The organism is Sporolactobacillus vineae DSM 21990 = SL153 (genome assembly GCF_000377985.1).
In the GTDB taxonomy this organism is placed as follows: domain Bacteria; phylum Bacillota; class Bacilli; order Bacillales; family Sporolactobacillaceae; genus Sporolactobacillus; species Sporolactobacillus vineae.
This window is the reverse complement of record NZ_KB899057.1, coordinates 23,765-46,429: the sequence shown is the minus strand read 5'-3', so window position 1 is coordinate 46,429 and position 22,665 is coordinate 23,765. Positions and strand designations below refer to the sequence as shown.

Sequence of the window (22,665 nt, the reverse complement as noted above, 5' to 3'; positions counted from 1 at the left end):
TGCAGTCATTGCCTCTACCAGAAAGTGTTTTGGCAGACGCTGCTGCAGATCCATCGATTACCGGAACCAGAGTAATGTCATCCAGGTAGAAATTGGATCAAATTTAATGCATTCTCGGAGAACACGGGACCCGTCTGCCCAAATGGCGTCTGGAAAGTGACCTTATCGTATAAAAGGAATGAGGAACCCGTTTAAAAACAGAACAGGTGATCATCAGATCCGTTTTGGACAAAAATGCACTTGTTTTATTATGCTTTACCGCCTAAATGACAGGGAAACAGTGCTCTATGAATAATTCAGGATTAATTATTGGCGCAAGTATCCTTGGTTTAATCATGATGGGCGGACTGGCAGCAAGTTATGTCAATGTGACTACGCCGTTGGTCATCCATACGGCAACAACGAAAATTGCTGTTCAGACAGACATTCTGGACAAAATTCTTAAAGGTTTGCTGCCTCTTTTGACAGTTACAGGAGTATACCTTTATCTTGAAAAAGTTAAAAGAAATTATACGGTAGCCATGCTGATCATTCTTGTTGTAGGATTAGTCTTAGGTTCACTCGGTATTCTGAAATAACCTATGGGCAGAGGTCGAATACGTATGGCATTAATTCATTGCAATGTGAATTCTAAAGTTTTGAAGACGTCAACTTCGTTCTATGTCATTTTACCTGAATCTGATGCCATTCATTCGGGTACAGGTAAATTACAGACTCTATATTTGCTGCACGGCCTGGGTGATGATCATTCAAAATGGATCAGACGGACGCCGCTGGAGAGATATGCCAAGCAATATGATCTGGCGATTGTCATGCCTCAGGTAGGAAGAAGTTTCTACACAGATATGTGTTATGGAAATAGATATTGGACTTTTGTCAGTGAGGAGCTGCCATCCATTGTACGTTCATTTTTCCCATTGTCTGAAAAAATGGAAGATCATTTTGCCGCTGGATTATCAATGGGCGGATACGGCAGCTTTAAACTTGCTTTGAATAAGCCCGATTGTTTTGCTGCCGTTGCCAGTTTTTCAGGTGCTTTAGATATCGCTAACCTGTTTCTGCCGGAAAATGAAGGCAATAAAGATGAATTTTCTAAACTTGCCGATGCTATTTTCGGGGGAGTGGATAAGATCAGCGGTACGAAGAATGATCTATTCTATTTGGCTAAACAGCTTAAAGAGTCGGGAAAAAGAATACCAATGCTTTATCAAAGCTGCGGTACTGAGGATCCGATTTATAAATATAATGAAACTTTTCACCGCTTCGCTGAAAATGAAGGCATCAACCTAACGTACGAGGAATGGAGCGGCGGACACGATTGGATATTTTGGGATCAGAGTATTCAGAGAGCTCTTGAGTGGTTTCCATTAAGAAAGGTCCAATAAAAACAGATTAAGAAGTCTCTGCAATAACTTCATTTTAATTTTAGTCGAGCAGAAAGTTGACTGGCTTTCCACTCGGCTTTTTTTAACACTATTGATGAATTGGAAAAACCAGCGAATGACGTGACTGATCATCTGGAGTTATACTGATAAAATAATAGATGACAGGGTTCTTATTCGACAAGAAAAGTATGGAAGTGAATATGATGACATCTAAGGACTCTATGTTGGATAGAATTGTAAGCGGATACAGCAATGGGCTTATAGAGCGTCAGTTTACTACGGCATCCATTCAGAAACTGACGGGACAAAAGAGAAACCTGGTCAGTCATTATTTGAATAGGTTGGTTGAGGAAAAGAAATTGAATAAGAAAGATTCACGGCCTGTCTGTTATTCGCTCTCAGATTCGATCATCAAAAATGCAAGAAAAGTAAAAAATAGCGGTGCTTTTTCTGAATTCATCGGAGCTTCCGGTTCCTTACGAAAACAGATCGGCATATGTCAGGCAGCTGTAGATTATCCGACGAACGGATTACCCATTATTCTTAGCGGTTCCAGCGGTACCGGAAAAAGTTTTCTGGCAAAACTTATTTATCAATTTGCCTGTGATGAGCGGACGGTTGCCCCAGATAGCCCTTTTATCACGCTGAATTGTGCCGATTATGCAAATAATCCGGAATTAATGTCAGATATGTTGTTTGGACATAAAAAAGGTGCATTTACGGGAGCAATTGATGAATCGACAGGTTTATTAGACCAGGCGAACGGGGGTTTCTTGTTCCTCGATGAAGTCCATCGATTATCACTGGCAAATCAGGAGAAATTATTTCTGTTTTTAGATCAGGGCAAGTTTAGAAGATTAGGGGAAAATAAGCTATTACATTCTTCCGATGTTCGCTTTATTTTTGCAACGACAGAAAATATTGAAGATACATTTTTGGAGACCTTTCGCAGAAGAATTCCATTGAAAGTAACTTTACCGAGTTTTCTTTCAAGGCCCCTCATGGAAAGGGACAACATTGTTCATCGATTTTTTTATGACGAGGCAGTCAGACTTCATCGAGTTTTATGGGTGACGCAGGAATTGTATAAATCTCTGCTGTTCTTTAATGGCAAAGGTAATATTGGCAGTGTTAAGAGTGAGGTTAAGGTACTCTGTGCAGAGGCTTATTCAAACCAATCCGGACATTCAGACTTAATGTTGATGAATGAAAATGAACGCCTGACACGTGTTATCACCGGTACAAAGAGTGTAACGCCTGAAAAATTAGTTAAAATTGATCCAAGTATTCATGAGCATGACGGCTCTTATGATCATCATGAAGCTTTAGCAAATAGTAAAGATCTGATGGAGTCTTTTAATAAAGATATGAATGTAAACCTTCTGAATAAATCGTTGAATTCCTTTTTTATCAAAAAGTATGGTGAGAACTATTCCTGTGGCTACTATTTTATCTATTTAAGAGACTGCGTACACGAAAGTCTCATCCGAATTGGCACACAAACGGGCTTGAAATTCGATGAAAAAATCAAGCAAGCGGTGTTCCTGCTTGTCAATTATTTTCTTAATTATGAAACGGAAAAACTATTTTCGAAAAACCATATGGCTCATGCAAATCAACTTTCTAAAGCGGATTTATTAGCCAAAAAGATCATTAAAAATCTGGAAATCCAATTTAATATCACGTTTAACCAGAATACAGGTGAGTTGTTGACACATTATCTGAGTTTGCTCTTTCACCAATCCAATTATTTCTCTGACAACGATATTCAAGGAATTGTCGTTGCCCACGGTGAAAGTACTGCCTCAAGTATCGCCAGTGTAGCTAATCGTTTATGTGGTGGATATCTCTTTGAATCATTTGATATGCCCCTAGAGTCAGACACCAAAACGGTCATTAATAAGGTTAACCATTTTCTGACTCACGTTGAGACGAAACTGGGCGTGATCGTACTCGTTGATATGGGCTCGTTGACCGATCTCTATGAACCCATTAAAGCTCACTTGCAGGGGGACCTGTTAATCATTAATAATATCACTACGTCAATGGCAATTGACGTCGGCATGAAAATCAAAAATCAAGTTCCCATGAAAACCATTATCCATGAAGCGGATTCTGCGTATACGACAAAGATTAGATACTATGAAGGCCTTTCGATGAACGATAATATTATCGTCTCATGTATTTCAGGCATTGGCATCGCGAAAAAAATAAGTCACATAATAAAATCATACCTGCAGGCTGATGACGTCGATGTCGTGACCATTGGCTATTTAAAATTGAAAAAAATGTTTGCTGAACACAAATATTCAATGTTTCGCAAGACAAGATTTATTATTTCTACAACGCCTCTTGACACCGGTGATGTTCCATTTCTGACGGTCCATCAACTTATAAGGGACGATTTTCATGATATATTAAAACACTATTTTTCAGGATTGATGAATGAGAACAACTTTTATCATATGATTGATGACATTGTGAAGCTGTTTACGGTAAAAGGAGCAGCATCCAGGCTAAAGTTTCTGAATCCTGTTTTAGTTGTTAATGAAATTGAAGACATCATTCATCAATTTGAAGCATTTTATGATATGCACTTTCAAAGTTATGTTAAGATGAATCTTTTCCTCCACATTTCATCCATGATTGAAAGGTTAATCATAGGTGAGAAAGTAAATGGCCACGTTCAGGAGAATGTTTCCAGACAGCAAAGTGAGTTCTGCGATCTTTCAGATGAGGTCTTTAAAAAAGTAACAAAGAAATATCATATCGTTATTCCTGTCTCGGAAAAATTAATGATTTTTGAAATTATAAAAATGAATTTCGGTAAGGGGAATCCATGAAGAGAATGAGGTCCGCAAAAATGCGGACCTCATATGATCAAGCGATTATAAAATAATCCATTCCATGATGCGTGCTTGGATAAGCTTTGCATATCTATTAAGACAATGCTAATTCAATAGCGCCGTACAGACTGGCCTCCTGTTGAAAATAAGAACGAGCCAGTTCAGGCGTGATGAGATGTGCCCAGATAAGAAATATGCTAATGCTGATTAATGTTCAGATCACAGCCAGACTGATTGCTGACCAGATAAAAGACACAATAATCTGATCCATAAACTGAACGACAATGATCAAGGCCATCAGTGTATTAATAATCGTTATTAGATCAAAAGAACAGTAAATAGCCAAATAGTGGAAGCTTTGCCCTTTCTTCTAAATCATTCATAAAAAAATCCTCTCGCTATTTTAAGATCGAGAGGAATCAAGACTGTCACTCAATCAGCACTTGCTTTTATAAAGGATAATTTACTTTTTCTTCAGCGTAATTGACCACTGAGCCGGTCCTGTTTTCTCAAAGTGAGTAATATGATGACCAGCTTCTGCTGCCCATCGGGGAATTGTTTCGGTAGCTTGGGTACAGTCAAAATCAATGACCAATTCGTCCCCACTGTTTAACTGAGAGATTTCCTGCTTTGCTTTGACAAGAGGGAAGGGACAAACTAATCCTAATACTTCCAATTTTTTAATCATGCTCAATTCCTCCTTAATAAAAATTAGTTTAATTCGATGCTGAAGTCTGAGTCTGATGTGGCGTTGTAATTTGCGGATGTCTCATTGGACGAATGATGATCAGATAGGACGCGGCCCAGGTTCCCAGGATCATCGATGGAATCGCAATCCATCCTTGCCAGGACAGATAGGCGGAGGCAACAAGGCCGTTTCCAATGGAGCAACCGCCGGCAAGACTGGCACCGACGCCCATTAGCACACCACCCTCAAGACTATGCACCATCGTCTTTGTATCCGGAGTACGGAATTTGAATTCTCCGCTCAGTTTTGCCGCAGCAAAAGCACCAACGAGGATACCAAGAACGAGAAAGACAGGCCAATTCAGGACACTGTAATTTCCGGAGACAAGGAAGACAACTAAGTTTGCGCTTGGCGTCGTGATGCCGAGACCGCCTACTCTTCCGGTAACCAGGCTTAGCGGCCAGGCAGCGAGTGCGATGACGCCGATCAGAATACCGGTAATAAACGGATGCCATCTTTTTTCAAACAATAAGTGATTAAGGCCCTTACGCTGGGGTACCATCTCTGGTATGTATAACTTCTTTTCTTTTTTACGATAGTTCCAGACCAGATAGCCCGTGACCAGTATAAGAATACTGACAAGAATCCATGGAGAAAGGCTGAAAGTCTGATATATGGTTGTCTTTGCATATCCGACCGAAAGAACTTCACCTGTGAATTGTGACAGGAGACCAAACTTCATAACGGCTGCTGAAATCATAAAGGTGATCAGTGCGGTAATACTTCCAATCAATCCCTCCGCAGCCCGATAATAAGTTCCGGCGGCACAGCCTCCGGAATAGACCATGCCGAGTCCGAAGATAAAGCCTCCGGTAATGACGCCAAGCCATGGGAAGGGTTCGGTTGGGATTTTTGCCACATTCAGTGCAGACAGTGTGAATAATCCGATACTCTGTACAGTAATCGCGATCAAAAAAGCGATAAACATTTTGCTGTCTTTTGCTAAATAAAGGTCGCGGAAAGCACTGGTGACACAAAATCTTCCGCGCTGACATACAAAACCAAAAGCAGTCCCCGTAGCAAGGCCAGAAATAACCATGAAAAGCATACGATCACCTCAAAAAAAATTATATAAGAATGAATATAGCCAACTAAGTAGGGCAAAACAGTATGAATAAAATCAAAAACGAAAAGCCCTTTTCATAAAGAAGAGGGCGGAATCTTCAAACCTCTCCTTATCCATCAGACAATTTACTGACTGTCTGCAGGGGTTAGCACCTTGCCCTAATTACGGCGGTTGCTGAAGTGTCATCGGGCCAGTCCCTCGGCTTCTCTAGATAAGAAAACGCAATGCATATTAGAAATTGATTCTTAGTTTATAACAATTGTTCGATTATTTCAACATTTTCGGCTTCTCAGTGTCGATTTATTTCGGATTAAGCAGTTCTCTATTGGATGGAAATCATGGCGCAGTCCAGTACTAAAAGACTGACGATTGTTCCGTTCAAGATCTGCATTGCAGCATGGAATTATTTCCCGGATCCTTAGGCATTATCCAGAACCATCTCTGCCGTTTCCTTCGTTGTAATCAGTACATTAACATAGTGTCCATTAAGTGCGCCGATAATGCCCGGAACCTTTTCCCTCGATTCGGCAACACCGATTGAATATTCTGCTCGTTTTAATTTATCCAGTGGTATGGAGATGGTCCGGTCCGTAATATGCGTACGGATTTCATCGCCGTTGAGATCATAAAAATGCGAGCAGACGTCCCCAGCCACATTCTCATCACTAAATTTTGCCACCGAATCATTTCCGTAGAATTCGAACCAGATGGAGCTCTTCGCAATTTGCAGTGAGCCGATACCAAACACAGCGATGTTGACTTGATCCCACATATGATTGATCTCCCCGAAATACTTTGTTTCCAGAAATTCCTTTTTCAAAGATGAAGTTTCCACGATTGCCGGCACATCAATCATCAAGGAGTGGCCATTAAATTTCTGAGCGGCTGCGTAACAGATTGTGTTGACGTGATAACGGCTGGCCAGTTTGCCGGACGGACCGCCAATGAGCGGAATGCAGAATACGTGATGCTTCGGTGAGCTAATATCTAAGGCATCGACGACTTCTGCCAGGGTGCTGCCCCAGGAGAAGCCGATCACATCGTTGTCTTGTGTAATGTGATCCAGATATTTGGCACAAGCCTGGCCAATCGCCGTGAGTTTCATTTGCTTATCATCCTGTTGGACAGGCACAACAATTGCTTCTTTCAAATGAAACCGGTCTTTCAGGCGCTGCGCAAGCGAAATATCGTTCACCGCGTAATTAATGATGATCTTCACAATGCCTTCTTCCCGTAATTTCTTAAGGATGCGGCTGATCGACGTCCGATTGATACCGACAGCAGCAGCGATCTCCGATTGAGTCATGTTCTGTTCATAGTACATCTGCGCGATTTGTATATATTGCTTCTTTGTCTCCAGATCAATCATTTTCATCGATACCTCTCATTCTTAAAGGCGAGCTGAGATTCTTCATTCATTATATGAGTTGCCGGGATTATTTCAATGATTGATGTGTTCTTTATGCACATTATTGCATAAGGTTCACATATTCTCAACTATTTGGCGATTGACTTCATGTGAAAACGCTTTATACTGTAAATGTAAAAGAAAATATGTGATAAATAATCACAAATGTGATTTTGATTATTCCAGGGAGGGATAAGAATATGAGCAATTGGCTTGGACTTGATCATCAGACAGTTATCGTTACAGGCGGTTCTTCAGGCATTGGGCGCGCAGTTGTGCAGACATTACTGGAGAATCAGGCGAATGTTGTGGTCGCAGATCTTCAGGAACCGGATCATGAGACGTATGAGAAAGGGAGCGAAGGACAACTGTTGTTCGTGAAGACCAATGTTGCTTCCCGAGAGAGCGTTGAGAATCTGGTTGGCCAGGCAGTGAAAAATTTCGGTAAAGTTAATGTACTTGTCAATAATGCGGGCATCAATCTTCCACGTCTGCTCGTCGATGCAAAAGAGCCAGGCGGACATTTTGAACTGAGTGACGATGTGCTGGACAAAATGATCAGCATTAACCAGAAAGGCGTTTTTCTTTGCTCACAGATTGCCGGCAGAGAGATGGTCAAGGCCCAGAAAGGGGTCATTGTCAACATGGTTTCAGAGAGCGGTCTGGAAGGATCAGAAGGGCAGAGCGGTTATGCGGCAACGAAAGCAGCATTATACAGCTTTACGCGGTCATGGGCCAAGGAACTCGGCAAGTTTAATATTCGCGTGGTTGGCGTTGCTCCGGGTATTCTCGAGAAAACGGGATTACGGACACCAGCCTATGAGGAAGCGCTGGCCTATACGAGAGGCATTACTGTTGAACAGCTCCGCAAGGGATACACGAATAAATCGATTCCGCTGCGAAGAGACGGAAAATTAAAGGAAGTCGCCGATTTGGTTGCCTATCTAAGTTCGGATCGGGCAAGTTACATTACCGGCACGACCTACAACATCGCCGGCGGCAAGTCCAGAGGTTAATTATTCAGTAGTTCATCAGTTATCAGACGCAATGATCCACCGTTTACTGGATAGAAAGAAGGGCTGACTCATGTATTCAATCATTGTTTGTGCACACGGTGATCTGGCAGAATCGTTTAAGCGGTCCGCGGAAATGATTTTCGGGAAGACGGACAAATTTTACCCTGTACGTTTTGTTCCCGGGGAGAATCTTGAAGATATCAAGAAAAAGATCAGTGCTGTGATTTCGCAAAATAACTTGACTGATGTGCTGATTCTGGCTGATCTGTTCTGCGGCAGTCCCTATAATGCCGCCGCCGCAATTGCTTTTGATCGCCAATCGGTTGAAGTGGTCAGTGGTGTTAATCTTTCGATCATTTTGGAGGCGGTTTCAGGACAGAACACAAGCACACTTGCTGAGATCGTGGCGCATATCAAGAAGATTGCTCCCGATACAGTTAAATCGTTCAGAGATGTTCTGGCTGCACAGGAAAGCGAGGAATCATTATGATTATCAAGTTTGCAAGAATTGATGACCGGCTGATTCACGGACAGGTTGCTACAGTCTGGGCGAAAAAAGCGAACGCTCATCGGATTATCATCTGCAGCGATGAAGTAGCTGCGGATAATGTACGGAAGATGCTGCTGAAGCAGGCGGCGCCGCCGGGTATGAAGGTCAATATTTGTGAAGTGGATAAAGCCGTAAAGGTTTATAAGAATCCTTATTATCAGAATGAAACAGTGTTCTTCTTGTTCACGAATCCCGCAGATGTTCTGAGAATGGTCAGACAGGATGTCCCGATTCATTCGATCAATATCGGCGGCATGGCCTTCAGAGAAGGCAGAAAGCAGATTACGAAGGCCGTATCTGTCGGGCCGGAAGATGTAACCGCTTTTACAGAATTAAATCAGTTTGGTGTCCATCTTGACCTTCGGGTACTCGACAGTGATAGCCCGGTTGATTTGATGAGGAAGTTGAAAGATGTCAGCTTCAACGAGACTAATAAATCGTGAAAAGCAGGTGAATCGTGATGGATATTCAAGGTTACCAGATTGTACTGATCTTTATCTTCTCCTGCATTGCCGGTATGGGCAGTGTCCTGGATGAATTTCAGACGCATCGGCCGCTGATCGCGTGTACCGTGATTGGTCTGATTCTAGGGGATATGCAGACCGGAATTATTCTCGGCGGAACGCTGGAGCTGATCGCGTTAGGCTGGATGAACATTGGTGCGGCGCAGTCTCCTGACTCAGCACTGGCGAGCATTATCTCGGCGATTCTGGTTATTGTTGGCAAGCAGGACATTCAAGCCGGCATTGCCATTGCGCTTCCGGTGGCCGCTGCCGGTCAGGTGCTGACTGTATTCGCACGGACAATTACCGTATTCTTTCAGCACGCAGCTGATCGTGCCGCCAAGCGGTGCAACTTCCATCTTCTCGATGTTCTGCACTTGTCGGCTTTGCTGGTTCAAGCTTTGCGTGTCTCCATCCCTGCCTTGCTGGTTGCCATTTTCATGAGTGCCGGCAGCGTTCAGACAATGCTGCATTCAATCCCTCCTGTCGTTACAGGTGGACTGAATGTGGCCGGCGGGTTCATTGTCACTGTCGGCTATGCAATGGTTCTTAATATGATGGGCACCAAGTATCTGATGCCGTTCTTCTTCCTGGGTTTTCTTCTGGCTTCTTATCTGAATTTCAGTCTGGTTGCTTTCGGCGCCATCGGATTAATCGTTGCGATCGTCTATATTCAGCTGAATCCGAATTATCATGATTCCGATTCCAATCATTCAGACAAAAACAAACCGGATGCATCGGCACCGCTTGCTGATGACATGCTGGAAGACTGAGAGGTGAATGAAATTGGCTGATCAAACGAAAAAGCTGACCCGCGGCGACCTGTTTAACATGTTCGTCAGGACCAATTTTCAGCAGGCATCCTTTAATTATGAACGTATCCATGCACTTGGGTTCTGTTTCGATATGATTCCGGCAATCAAACGACTCTATAAAACAAAGGAAGAACGCGTCGCCGCTCTGGAGAGACATCTTGTATTCTTCAACACAACCCCGGCAGTTGTCGGTCCGGTAGTTGGCGTGACTGCAGCGATGGAAGAAGCAAGGTCGGACGGCGAAGCGATCGATGACGGAGCCATTAACAGTTTAAAAGTCGGCCTAATGGGCCCTCTGGCCGGTGTTGGCGATCCGCTGATCTGGGGCACGCTGCGACCGATCACTGCAGCACTAGGTGCCACACTGGCACTGAACGGTAATCTGCTTGGCCCGCTACTGTTCTTCTTCAGCTTCAATTTAGTCCGGCTGGCCCTGAAGTGGTACGGCTTAAAGTATGGCTATGTCGCCGGCATGGATGTGGTCAAAGACATGGCATCGAATAAGTTGAAAAAGCTGACTGAAGGCGCCAGTATACTTGGACTGTTCATTATGGGTGTGCTGGTAACGAAGTGGACAAAGATCAATGTGCCGATCGTGATCTCTCAAACGACCAACCAGGTTGGCCAGAAGACCACGATGACCGTTCAGGGCATTCTCGACCAGTTGTGCCCGGGACTGCTCGCGCTCGGTTTAACACTGCTGATGATGTATCTGCTGAAAAAGAAAGTCAGTCCGATTGTGTTGATCTTCGCCCTGTTTGGTGTGGGTATTCTGGGCTACTGGCTCGGGATATTAAAATAAATGGCTGAACAAAAGCCAGATAAATAATACACAAAAAATATTTTCAAAAGGAGAATGAAATGATGGAAACGACAGCACTCAGACTCTATGGCAAAGAAGATCTCCGTTTGGAAAAATTTGATCTTCCGGAAATTAAAGATGATGAAATTCTGGCGACAGTGGTCACGGACAGCATCTGCATGTCTTCCTGGAAGGAAGCAAAAATTGGACCTGATCATAAGAAAGTACCGAATGATGTTGCTCAGCATCCAATTATTGTCGGTCATGAATTCTGCGGACAGATTGTTAAGGTTGGAGACAAGTGGAAAGATAAATTCCATGCCGGTAATAAATACGCGATTCAGCCGAATTTGCAGCTGCCGGATCGTCCGGACTGCCCGGGCTATTCCTTCCAGTTTATTGGCGGAGATGCGACGTACGTTGTGATCCCAAGGGAAGTCATGGAACAGAATTGCCTGCTTGAATATAATGGTGACAGCTTTTTCGAAGGTTCACTGCTTGAACCACTTTCCTGCGTCATCGGCGGATTTAATGCAAACTATCATTTAATTGAAGGCACCTATAACCACAAGATGGGGATTAAAGAAGGCGGCAATCTCCTGATCATGGGCGGTACCGGTCCGATGGGTCTGCTTCAGATTGATTATGCGCTGCACGGACCGATTCAGCCGATGAGACTGGTTATCACGGATCTTACCGATGAGAAGCTGCAAAATGCCGAACGCCTGTACAGCAAAGAAGATGCAGAAGAGGCAGGTGTCGAGATTCATTATGTCAATGTCGGCAAAGTTGAAGATCAGGAAGCTTATCTGCAGTCGCTTGTAAATAACGAATCCTACGACGATATTATGGTTCTTGTTCCGGCCAAGCCGCTGGTCACCCAGGCATCGAATTTACTCGCCAAGGACGGCTGCCTGAACTTCTTCGCCGGTCCGCGTGACAAGCACTTTCAGGCAGAAATCAACATGTATGATGTGCACTACAATTTTACCCATTATGTTGGCACATCAGGCGGCAACACTGATGATATGCGTGCAGCGATCAAACTGGTTGAAGACAGAAAGGTTAGGGTCGAAAAGGTTGTGTCCCATATTCTCGGGCTGAACGCTGTCGCCGACACAACGCTGAATCTTCCGGGCCTTTTACCTAGTGGCAAGAAACTCATCTATGTGCAGAAACGGCTGCCGCGCAAGTCCCTGGAAGAAATCGCTTCCGGAGAAACTCAGGATCCGTTCTATCAAGGACTTAAAGACATTCTGCTCAGCAATAAGGGACTGTGGTCCAAAGAAGCTGAACAGTATGTTCTGGAAAATGGAGAAGATATCTGAGAGGCATTAAAATAGGTAGGAATTGAAAAAGCCATTTCCTGTGTCAACGAAGCGGCACGGGAAGTGGCTTTTTGGTTCTGTTTCAGATGTAATCCACAGCAATACATGTCACATACAAGTATCCCAGACAGTTGGTACCAGTTGCCGCAAAGTTATCCTTTTTACTGCGCCGATTAAGGAGGATACTCCTGTACAAGAAAAGACTGACAGAGAATCAAATGGATCAGGAAGTGAGACATTCAGAGCAATGTTCAAAGACGCAATGAATACACTTTATTACCTGGTAGGTGAAGGGAGAAACGATGTAAACGGTTACAAAAGCCGTGCTATAATCAGGTGGGAAGTCAGAGAAGAAGGTGTTACGATGGCGACGTTGTCCGATGTTGCAAAGAAAGCAGCTGTCTCAAAAATGACGGTTTCGCGTGTCATTAATCATCCTGATCAGGTTTCATCAGAATTAAGGGAATTGGTCTATGCGGCAATGAAGGAATTAAAGTATGTTCCAAACTTTGCGGCCAGAGCGCTGGTACATAATCGGACGCAAGTGATTAAATTACTCATTCTTGAAGAGATGGACACAACTGAACCCTATTATATGAACCTTCTTAACGGCATCGCTATGGAGCTTGATAAACATCACTATGCGCTGCAGCTTGTCACCAGGAATTCCCACAGTATCGGGGATTGCGATGGCCTAATCATAACAGGCATGCGTGCTGATGATTATCGTCAGATCATTGATCCGATGGACCGGCCGATTGTTTTGTTCGGACAGACAGACCGGGCTTACGATTTTGTGGATGTCGACAATGAACGGGGAATTCGGATGGCGACGGAACATGTCATTTCGCTGCACTTTACCAATATCCTGTTTTTCGGCATTTCTCTGGATGAGCCTTTTATGATGGCCAGAATCAGAGGCTTTACGGAAACTGTTCTGCATCATGGGCTGTATGGGAAGGTGATCTGTATGAAGAATAGTTCACGTGCGGCACAGATCGAAGCAACAAAACAATTGGCCATGCTGCAGGGTGCAGCAACGGCTATTGTCTGCGCATCAGACCGACTGGCAATCGGAGTTGTCCGTGCCGTTCTGGAAATGGGATTGGCTATTCCCAGGGATGTTGCTGTAACCGGTTTTGACGGTGTTTTTCTGGACAGAGTTTCCTATCCGAAACTGACCACAGTCCGTCAGCCGGTCATTGAAATGGGTCAGGAATGCGCAAAGATGCTTTTAAACAAAATCGATCTGGATGGTGCCCGTATAGGAAGCCGTATCTTTCAGCCCGTATTAATCGTTCGTGAATCAACCTGGCGTCCTTAACAACGTACCCCGTGTAATCTGTTACCGCTAACATCTGCGCTTGTAATTGTTTCTCCCTTATAATTACTGGTGGGGGTTAAGCGTTGAAGATGCCCTCATGGCGGCATCACTTTGAAAGGGGTATCCAATCCATGGAAAAAGCAGCAGTTTTGCACTTGCCGGGCAGCGAGTATGCCTATTGTTATGACCGGGATACGCTTCATTTGAAGATCAGAACAAAGAAGAATGATATCCGGGCCATCTCCCTGATCTTTGGCGATCCATATGCGTTCGTGAAAGATCATCTTGATCATTTTCATTGGCAAAGTACGAAAATTCCGATGAAAATGGTGGCACAGACGGAACTTCATGATTATTGGTTCGCAGCAATCAAACCGCCCTTTCATCGGGCCCAGTATGGTTTTGCCCTCACCGATCAGGAGGGGCGGAATGCTTTCTATGGTGACCGCGGATTCCTGACTATTAATGAACAGACGCTCTCAGTTCCCGAAAATTACTTCAAATTCCCCTACATGCACGAAATCGATCGGTTTAAAGCGCCCGAATGGGTCAAGAAGACGATCTGGTATCAAATCTTTCCGGAACGATTTGCCAATGGCGATCCGTCGCTTTCACCCGATCATGCGCTGCCCTGGGGAAGTAAGGATCCGGGCGTTTCAGATTTCTTTGGCGGGGATCTTCAGGGCATTATCGACCATCTTGATGATCTTCAGCAGCTTGGCATCAATGGGATCTATCTGAATCCGATTTTTACGTCACCGAGCAACCATAAATATGACACGCTGGACTACATGTCAGTGGACCCTCATTTTGGAGATAAAGAGACGTTCCGGAAACTGGTTGATGAAGCCCATCGCCGCGGAATCCGGATCATGCTTGATGCCGTATTCAACCATATCGGGAGCGCGTCAAAGCAATGGCAGGATGTTGTCAGGAATGAAGATCAGTCGCCTTATAAGGACTGGTTCCATATTCATTCGTTTCCAGTCAGAACCGGAGAAAATGGGAATATTGAGGGCCGGACGACGCTGTCGTTTGATACTTTTGGCTTCACGCTTTCCATGCCGAAACTGAATACAGCGAATCCGGAGGTTCAGAAATATCTCCTCGATATTGCTGTCTATTGGATCAAAGCATTTGATATTGACGGCTGGCGGCTTGATGTGGCTAATGAAGTCGATCACGCCTTCTGGAAGAAGTTTTATCAGACGGTCACCTCGGTAAAAAAAGATGTGTATATCGTCGGGGAAATCTGGCACAGTGCCAGGAACTGGCTTCAGGGCGACGAGTTTCACAGCGTGATGAACTATCCGCTCACGGAATCGATTATTAACTTCTTTCTGGAAGATAAGACAACGGCGACCGATACCGTCAGTACGATTAATGAACATTTTCAGAAGTACATGCAGCCTGTTAATGAAGTTGCGTTCAATTTGCTCGACAGTCATGATACGGCCCGTATATTAACAAAGGCCGGCGGAGACAAACAGAAAGTCAAACAGGCCCTTGCCTTTCTGTTTGCCCAGACAGGTTCACCGTGCCTCTATTACGGGACGGAAATCGGTCTGGATGGCGGCAATGATCCGCTGTGCCGCAAATGCATGATCTGGGATAAAGAAAAGCAGGATCAGGAGATGCTGGACTTTACGAAGCAGCTGATTCGGCTGAGGAAAGCGTATCAGCCGCTGATCAGTTACGGCAGACTGGAATGGCTGACAGCAGATGATGAGAAGCGTCTGCTGGTATTCAGAAAATCATTTAAAGGACAGACACTCATTTTTATCTTCAATCATGGAAAAAACGATCGGGCGATTCGTCTGAACGGGGTTAGTGGAAAAGTCACAGATATCTGGAATCACAGGATCGTTGTCTCTGGGAGCTTAACCGTTGCAGGCGGACAATTTGCTGTGCTCGGAACGGATCTATAACCGTTTAAATCTGTTACCGGTAACATTATGAAGTTAATTGTAAACGGTTACATTCATACATTATAATGCACGTGTAAGGATAAAAAGGGGGCAAGAAAATGAAACGAATGAAGAAACTGATCTCTGTGTTTCTTATTTTTGGTCTCATCATGACGCTTGCTGCTTGTGGTTCTGGCACGAGTTCCGGGGCAAGTTCAGGGACAAAGAAAGTCCTGACTGTTTCTGTTGATCCATCAGTCGCCACCTACGCAACATACATTAATCGTATCAAAGGGAAATTTGAAAAAGCGAATAATGTCACCGTAAAAGTCGTGAAAAAACCGATGTTTGATCAGTTGACCGCACTCTCACTGGACGGTCCGGCAGGAAAAGGTCCCGATGTTATGCTTGCCCCATATGATCGTGTCGGTGCGCTGGGGGAACAGGGACAGCTGCTTCCGGTTGACAAAAGTATGGTCAGCTTTCTTGATCAGAAGGGTCAGCATCAGGTAACTGTCGGGAAAAGATATTTTGGTATTCCCTTGACCGTTGAAGCACTTGTCCTGTTCTACAATAAAAATCTGATTAAGAAAGCACCTGAAACATTTAAAGATCTTGAAGCACTGGCGAAAGACAAACGTTTTGCCTTTAAATCAGAGCCAGGCAAAAATACCGGCTTCCTGGCTAAATGGACCGACTTCTATTTTGCAGCCGGCCTGTATCAAGGTTACGGCGGATATGTCTTTGGGAAGAACAATACGGATGCTAAAGACATTGGTCTGAACAATGCCGGTTCGGTTAAAGCCGTTACTTATGCAACAAACTGGTTTCAGAATGTCTGGCCAAAAGGCATGCAGGATGTCAAAGCATCCGGAAATTTTGTGACGAATGAGTTTGTCCAGGGCAAGGCAGGCGCAGTGATTGACGGGCCCTGGCAGGCAGCTGTCTATCAAAAGGCCAAGATTAATTATGGTGTGGCGAAAATTCCAACCCTCCCGAACGGGAAAGACTATGCGCCATTCGCAGGCGGTAAGGCGTGGGTCGCTTCCGCTTATACAAAGCAACCGGAACTGGCCAAAAAATGGCTGAGCTATGCAACGGATCAGGTGAACGCATATAAATTCTATCAGGATACTAAAGAAATACCGATCAATCCGCAGGCTCAGGCCAAAGTTCTGAAGTCCAATGATCAGCTTGCAAAATCAGTCATTAAACAGTATGCGGCATCAATCCCGATGCCGTCGATCCCGCAGATGGCTGAAGTCTGGACGACAATGGAACCGGCTATGTTTAATGCAGCCTCCGGGAAGAAGACGCCGAAACAAACACTTGACGATGCGGTTTCATCACTGCATAAGACAATTGCCCAAAAGTATAACGGACAATAATGACGAACGTCGTTGTTTGAAACGAGGGAAGCACGATGAAAAATCAAAAAAACAGGAAAAGCGTGCGAAAAGCGGGTTTGTTGTCCATCATACCCGGACTGGGACAGATTTATAATGGCCAGATGATCAAGGGTATTCTGTTTCTCCTCGTCACCGTTGCTTTTGTTGCCGAGTTTGTGACCATCGGGTTACCTGCTTTTCTGGGCTTTGTCACATTGGGAACGGTTCCGATCCGGGACCATTCCCTTTTCTTAATGGTTCAGGGAACACTGCAGATCATTATTACATTCATCTTTCTTGTGATTCTGCTATTCAGCGTCAGTGATGCCAGAAGGGTTGCCGGACTCTGGAATACAGGAAAATCAGTGAATTTAAGCCCGGTTTCAATGCTGCGAAATGCCTGGGAGAAGGGCTTTCCCTATTTATTAACCATTCCGGCTTATACTTTTATGATTTTCGTTATTGTCTTTCCTGTACTTGTCACCTTGTTCATGGCCTTTACCAACTATGATTTTTACCACATTCCTCCGGTAAAATTGATTGACTGGGTCGGATTTCAGAATTTCTTTAACATGATTTTTCTCAGCTCGTATCGGGCTACCTTTTTCTCTGTATTGGGCTGGACAATTATCTGGACGATCCTTGCGACAACGTGCCAGATTGCTCTGGGCATCATTACGGCCGTTGTGGCCAATCAGAAGTTCATCGTCGGCAGGCGCATTTTCAGAACGATCTTTCTTCTCCCATGGGCGGTACCGGCATTTGTCACAATCATGAGCTTCTCCAATATCTTTAATGACAGTATTGGTGCCATAAACCAGCAGGTTCTGGGATTGATCAACTATATTCCCTATCTTCACTTTCAGGGCATACCGTGGAAAACCGATCCTTTCTGGACGAAAACGGCATTAATCATGATTCAGACCTGGCTCGGATTCCCCTATATTTTTGTGATGGTTACAGGCGTCTTGCAGTCGATACCTGACGACCTTTATGAAGCAGCGGAAATCGACGGCGCTAATTTTATACAGAAGTTTAATCAAATCACGTTGCCGATGATTATGTTCGCGACGGCACCTGTTTTCATCACCCAGTACACGTTTAATTTCAACAACTTTTCCATTATCTATTTGTTTAATTCAGGAGGACCAGGCGACATCGGCGGAGGTGCCGGGTCAACCGATATCCTGATCTCCTGGATTTACAAACTGACGACCGGAACATCGCCGCAGTATGCACTGGCTTCAGCTGTAACGATGGTCATCTCAATCATTGTGATCGGTGCTTCCCTTATTGCCTTCAAAAAGACGCACTCATTTAGCAATGAGGAGATGATGTGAGATGAAGAGACGTTACAGAAGTCGCCGGTCAGGTAAATTCTTCAGCCGTTTTTTCACTTACTTGTTCCTGATTATTCTAAGTATCCTGATTATTTATCCCTTACTGATCACTGCGGAGTCCGCGTTTAACGCATCAAGTCTCGCTGCATTCACTCTCGATCCGCAGATTCAGTGGACGCTGGATAATTTTAAACAGTTGTTCTCAGAGACGCTGTATCTGACCTGGTTTAAAAACACGATGACGATTGCCGTCTGGACGATGATCATCCAGGTGGTGATCGTTACGCTGGCGGGGTACACATACAGTCGCTATCGGTTTAGAGGACGAAAGTACGGCCTGGTTTTCTTCCTGATTATTCAAATGGTACCGACGATGGCTGCACTGATCGCATTCTTCGTTCTCGGACTGTTAATCAACGGACTTGATCAGTACTGGTATCTGGTCATGGTCTATGTCGGTGGCGGCATTCCGATGAATACGTGGCTGATGAAAGGTTACTTTGATACGATTCCACGTGACCTGGACGAATCGGCAAGAATTGATGGTGCAGGGCATCTGCGTATTCTTTGCCAGATTAACTTGCCTCTTGCCATGCCAATGATCGCGGTTCAGGCCTTGTGGGCTTTCATGGGCCCTTTCGGGGATTTCCTCATGGCAGCGTTCTTAATGCGTACACCGGAACATCTGACCGTTGCGGTGGGCCTGCAACAATTTATTTCGAATCCGACGAGCCAGAATGTGTCGCTGTTTGCTGCCGGGTCGTTTCTTGTGTCCGTGCCGATTGTCATTTTATTCTTCTTCCTGCAGCGCTTTTTCCAGAGCGGACTGACCGCCGGGGGAACAAAAGGCTAATGAAAAGATGAATCCGCTTTTCTCAACTGAATCAGCATGGGTAACCGAAGACAGGATGTGAGGCTTGTGCATTCAGCAGGAGATCGATTTCCATTAAATTATTTCATTTACATGTGGCGTCCGAAGAAGATTTTTGAGAAAAGAAACGTTTTTAAGTGGTGGCAGATCCTTTTTCTCTTTGTGTTTCTCTCCGGCTGTCTGATGATTCCTGTTTCGCTTCAACTGGTCAAAGTAAAGCGTGTGCCGATATCTCTCGTGGCCCCGCATGTGAGTCAGGTGGCGGATCAGAATTTCCTGAATCAAATCGCCGGTTACTCGATTGTCAATGGGCGTCTGGCTGCGCCACCCTATGAACGGCTGTCAGCAAGAAATATTGCAGCGATTGATCTGAATGGCAAATGGCATATAGAGGGGAATAAATATCACCAGTTTGTGAGGGGTTATCAGAACGCATTGATTTTTCAGAAGGATCGTCTGATGCTCAGTGATCAAAATGGATTTGGCTTTCAGATCATGTATCCCGGAAACGGGCAGATCACATTTGATGGATCAAAAGAGAATCTGTTAAAAGAAATGTCGCAATTGTGGGTCAGTCAGTACAAAAGCGATTTTCTGGGTGTTGTTTCCTTTCTCGGATTTATGGGTGTGATGATTTTTAATCTTCTGATGCTGGGTGCAGCTGCGGTCTTTCTTTGGCTGACAAAACGCACGCGAATCTCAGACATTCACTCGCTTCGAGAGGCGGCGGCGGTCGTGCTGATATCGGCCGGTGTGCCATCAATAGCTGCGATGATGCTTGGTCTGGTCCACTTCGATATCGGAACGCTGACGATGGTTCAATCTTCCGGGGTTGTGCTGATGATTGCCTTTGTCTTCCGGCAAACGCATTTTCAGGACACCCGAAAATTACATGAAAAAAAACTGTTTATTGTCGGCAGTGGGAGATGAGATGAAATGTCACATACCCGTTTGTTTGCGGTCGATCCCTGGGTGCTGCGGACCAATCAATTGCATCGGGATCAGATGCGCCTTCAGGAAAGTCTGACTTCTCTTGGAAATGGATACATGGGGATGCGCGGCAATTTTGAAGAAACGTATTCCGGGGATCATCATCAGGGAACGTATCTGGCTGGTGTCTGGTTTCCGGATAAGACAAGGGTCGGCTGGTGGAAAAACGGTTATCCGGACTATTTTGGCAAAGTCATCAATGCGATGAATATTATTGGCGTCAAATTGTTTCTTCAGGGTGAAGAGGTCGATTTGTATCAGGATACGTTAGAAAATTATGAACTTGAACTGAACATGAAGGAGGGGGTGCTGCGCCATTCCTATGATGTGACAAAGCGAGGCGTGACGGTCCGCGTTGAGGCGGAACGGTTTCTGAGTATCGTTAACCGGGAAATCTGTGCCGTCCGTTTCCGGGTCACCGGACAGTCGGGTGTGGCGTCTGTCCGGCTGGTGCCCTATCTGAACGGTTCCGTGCATAATGAAGATGCAAATTATGACGAGATGTTCTGGCTGGAAACCGGACGTTATTCTGAAAATCAGGAATCCGGGCTGGCTGTCCGGACGATCGACAACTCTTTTGGCACGCCGGTCTTCGATGCAACCGCCGCGATGGGACTGCAGACGGATGGAGCCGTTTCCGTTTCAGCCGAAGACAGTAAGCTGTATGTGGCCAAAGTTCTCGAATCCCGCATTGAACCCGGTAAGACAGTATCCGTGGATAAATTCGTTGCATTAACCACAAGCAGGGATTATGAGGCAGCGCAGCTTGCCGGAAAATCGAAGGAATTACTCGGGCAGGCCATTGCCAGTGGTTATGATGAATTGAAAAATGAGCACCGTGCAGCCTGGAAAAGACGCTGGGCAAAGGCGGATATAACAATTACAGGCGATGATGAGGCGCAGCAGGGGATCCGCTTCAATCTGTTTCAGCTGTTCTCCACTTATTATGGGGAAGACGCAAGGCTGAACATCGGTCCCAAAGGGTTTACGGGCGAGAAATATGGCGGTGCGACCTACTGGGATACAGAAGCTTATGCGGTTCCATTTTATCTGGGTGTCGCCGATCCGAACGTGACCCGCCAGCTGCTGCTCTACCGCTATCATCAGTTGCCGGAAGCCTGTCATAACGCCCGGATGCAGGGCCTTAAGGGGGCCCTCTATCCGATGGTGACCTTCAACGGAGTGGAATGCCATAATGAGTGGGAAATCACCTTTGAAGAGATCCATCGCAATGGCGCGATCGCCTATGCCATCTATAACTATGTGAATTATACCGGTGACAAATCGTATATTAATCAGTACGGCATCGATGTCCTGACCGGTATCTGCCGCTTCTGGGCCGACCGCGTGCATTTCTCGGAAAGAAAACAGCAGTATATGATACACGGGGTTACCGGTCCGAACGAATACGAAAATAATGTGAACAATAACTGGTATACCAACCGGATCGCCGCGTGGACACTGAACTATACCCTCAGCGTGATGCCCCTGGTCAGTGAAGAAAAATATGCGGCGCTCGGTCTCACGCAAGGGGAGCTGGATCACTGGCGGGAGATCGCCGGCAATATGTATGAGCCGTATGACGACACACTTAAAATCTTTGTTCAGCATGATACGTTTCTGGACAAAGAATTAAAACCGGCTGATGACATTCCTGAGGAGGAACGGCCGCTGAATCAGCACTGGTCGTGGGACCGGATCCTGCGTTCCTGTTTTATCAAACAGGCCGACGTTCTTCAAGGCATTTATTTTTTCGGCGATCAGTTTACAATGGAAGAAAAAAAGCGGAACTTTGCGTTCTATGAGCCGATGACGGTGCATGAGTCGAGTCTCTCGCCCTGCGTTCATTCGATCCTGGCTTCTGAACTGGGAAAGAAAACAAAAGCGCTCGAGCTTTACAAACGGACGGCACGGCTTGATCTGGATAATTATAATCAGGATACGTCCGACGGTCTCCACATTACGTCGATGACCGGAAGCTGGCTGGCGATCGTCCAGGGATTCGGCGGGATGCGAACGTTTCATGAGACACTGGCCTTTGCCCCATATCTTCCCGACGGCTGGTCATCCTATACGTTCAAGGTCAATTATCGCGGGCGGCGGATTCAGGTTTCCGTGAATCAGGAACGGGTTGAACTGCTCCTGCTGTCTGGAGTGCCGATTCATCTTCAGGTGTTAGGTAAGGCTGTCCTGCTGGAGCGCCGGCATTCCGTGAAAACGAATGCGTCGCACGGGATGAACGATTCATGAAGAACGCTATTTTGAGCCTGCTGGTACGCGTACAGATACGGCAAAATTTTTTCAGGTATGGGAGCGTCTGACTTCCTTAATCGGGAAGCCAGACTTTTTCAATGACCTGTAAAGTGACGGCTTGTTCT

General features: G+C 45.3%; 19 protein-coding genes and 1 riboswitch. Of the genes, 16 read left to right on the top strand and 3 right to left on the bottom strand.

The genetic code is table 11. The annotated features are described in order from the left end of the window. The first annotated feature begins 287 nt into the window (after positions 1-287). The 3 genes from D889_RS0112940 (at position 288) to D889_RS0112930 (ending at position 4,228) form a co-directional block, all read left to right on the top strand. Entirely contained in the window at positions 288-578 is a 291-nt protein-coding gene (locus D889_RS0112940) for a PTS system mannose/fructose/sorbose family transporter subunit IID (protein WP_018962388.1), read from the top strand. 24 nt (positions 579-602) lie between these two features. After that, positions 603-1,385, top strand: coding sequence for an alpha/beta hydrolase (locus tag D889_RS0112935; protein ID WP_010632396.1), 783 nt, complete (start codon positions 603-605; stop codon positions 1,383-1,385). 203 nt (positions 1,386-1,588) lie between these two features. Then, positions 1,589-4,228: a sigma 54-interacting transcriptional regulator gene (locus tag D889_RS0112930; protein WP_158511569.1), complete on the top strand. Its 2,640-nt coding sequence runs from the start codon at positions 1,589-1,591 to the stop codon at positions 4,226-4,228. Positions 4,229-4,694: 466 nt separating this feature from the next. On the opposite strand, the gene D889_RS0112920 is transcribed toward D889_RS0112930, so the two are convergent. The 3 genes from D889_RS0112920 to D889_RS0112905 all read right to left on the bottom strand — a co-directional run bounded on the left by D889_RS0112920 (position 4,695) and on the right by D889_RS0112905 (position 7,420). Then, on the bottom strand, positions 4,695-4,919 hold the full coding sequence (locus D889_RS0112920) for a sulfurtransferase TusA family protein (RefSeq protein ID WP_010632398.1): 225 nt from the start codon (positions 4,917-4,919) through the stop codon (positions 4,695-4,697). A 28-nt stretch (positions 4,920-4,947) separates the two neighbouring features. Continuing rightward, positions 4,948-6,027, bottom strand: coding sequence for a YeeE/YedE family protein (locus D889_RS0112915; protein ID WP_010632399.1), 1,080 nt, complete (start codon positions 6,025-6,027; stop codon positions 4,948-4,950). Between the two features lie 124 nt (positions 6,028-6,151). Continuing rightward, a riboswitch (SAM riboswitch) is annotated at positions 6,152-6,263 on the bottom strand. A 200-nt stretch (positions 6,264-6,463) separates the two neighbouring features. Beyond that, the gene (locus D889_RS0112905; protein ID WP_010632400.1) at positions 6,464-7,420 is read right to left on the bottom strand and encodes a sugar-binding transcriptional regulator; all 957 of its coding nucleotides are present in this window, start codon (positions 7,418-7,420) and stop codon (positions 6,464-6,466) included. A 233-nt stretch (positions 7,421-7,653) separates the two neighbouring features. Here D889_RS0112905 and D889_RS0112900 point away from each other — a divergent pair, with 233 nt between their 5' ends. The 13 genes from D889_RS0112900 (at position 7,654) to D889_RS0112840 (ending at position 22,537) form a co-directional block, all read left to right on the top strand. Further along, positions 7,654-8,469, top strand: coding sequence for an SDR family oxidoreductase (locus D889_RS0112900; protein WP_010632401.1), 816 nt, complete (start codon positions 7,654-7,656; stop codon positions 8,467-8,469). Positions 8,470-8,539: 70 nt separating this feature from the next. After that, the gene (locus D889_RS0112895; protein ID WP_010632402.1) at positions 8,540-8,959 is read left to right on the top strand and encodes a PTS sugar transporter subunit IIA; all 420 of its coding nucleotides are present in this window, start codon (positions 8,540-8,542) and stop codon (positions 8,957-8,959) included. After that, positions 8,956-9,462, top strand: coding sequence for a PTS sugar transporter subunit IIB (locus D889_RS0112890; RefSeq protein WP_010632403.1), 507 nt, complete (start codon positions 8,956-8,958; stop codon positions 9,460-9,462). The genes D889_RS0112895 and D889_RS0112890 overlap by 4 nt, the downstream gene beginning before the upstream one ends. 23 nt (positions 9,463-9,485) lie before the next feature. After that, entirely contained in the window at positions 9,486-10,295 is an 810-nt protein-coding gene (locus D889_RS0112885) for a PTS mannose/fructose/sorbose transporter subunit IIC (RefSeq protein WP_274517446.1), read from the top strand. A gap of 13 nt (positions 10,296-10,308) precedes the next feature. Beyond that, complete coding sequence (locus tag D889_RS0112880; protein ID WP_010632405.1) at positions 10,309-11,139, top strand: mannose/fructose/sorbose PTS transporter subunit IID; 831 nt, start codon at positions 10,309-10,311, stop codon at positions 11,137-11,139. A gap of 62 nt (positions 11,140-11,201) precedes the next feature. Next, positions 11,202-12,467, top strand: a complete 1,266-nt coding sequence (locus D889_RS0112875; RefSeq protein ID WP_010632406.1) for a zinc-binding dehydrogenase — start codon at positions 11,202-11,204, stop codon at positions 12,465-12,467. A gap of 364 nt (positions 12,468-12,831) precedes the next feature. After that, the gene (locus D889_RS0112870; protein WP_010632407.1) at positions 12,832-13,791 is read left to right on the top strand and encodes a LacI family DNA-binding transcriptional regulator; all 960 of its coding nucleotides are present in this window, start codon (positions 12,832-12,834) and stop codon (positions 13,789-13,791) included. A gap of 131 nt (positions 13,792-13,922) precedes the next feature. Beyond that, the gene (locus D889_RS0112865) at positions 13,923-15,719 is read left to right on the top strand and encodes a glycoside hydrolase family 13 protein (RefSeq protein WP_010632408.1); all 1,797 of its coding nucleotides are present in this window, start codon (positions 13,923-13,925) and stop codon (positions 15,717-15,719) included. A 98-nt stretch (positions 15,720-15,817) separates the two neighbouring features. Beyond that, positions 15,818-17,086, top strand: coding sequence for an extracellular solute-binding protein (locus D889_RS0112860; RefSeq protein ID WP_010632409.1), 1,269 nt, complete (start codon positions 15,818-15,820; stop codon positions 17,084-17,086). A 35-nt stretch (positions 17,087-17,121) separates the two neighbouring features. Next, positions 17,122-18,426 (top strand): carbohydrate ABC transporter permease, encoded by a 1,305-nt coding sequence (locus tag D889_RS0112855; protein ID WP_010632410.1) that lies wholly within the window; start codon positions 17,122-17,124, stop codon positions 18,424-18,426. A gap of 1 nt (position 18,427) precedes the next feature. Next, positions 18,428-19,279 (top strand): sugar ABC transporter permease, encoded by an 852-nt coding sequence (locus D889_RS0112850; RefSeq protein WP_010632411.1) that lies wholly within the window; start codon positions 18,428-18,430, stop codon positions 19,277-19,279. 66 nt (positions 19,280-19,345) lie between these two features. Next, positions 19,346-20,227 (top strand): maltodextrose utilization protein MalA, encoded by an 882-nt coding sequence (locus D889_RS0112845; RefSeq protein ID WP_154649990.1) that lies wholly within the window; start codon positions 19,346-19,348, stop codon positions 20,225-20,227. A 6-nt stretch (positions 20,228-20,233) separates the two neighbouring features. After that, positions 20,234-22,537 carry a glycoside hydrolase family 65 protein gene (locus D889_RS0112840; RefSeq protein WP_018962381.1) on the top strand — a complete coding sequence of 768 codons (2,304 nt, stop codon included), beginning with the start codon at positions 20,234-20,236 and terminating at the stop codon, positions 22,535-22,537. Positions 22,538-22,665: the final 128 nt, after the last annotated feature.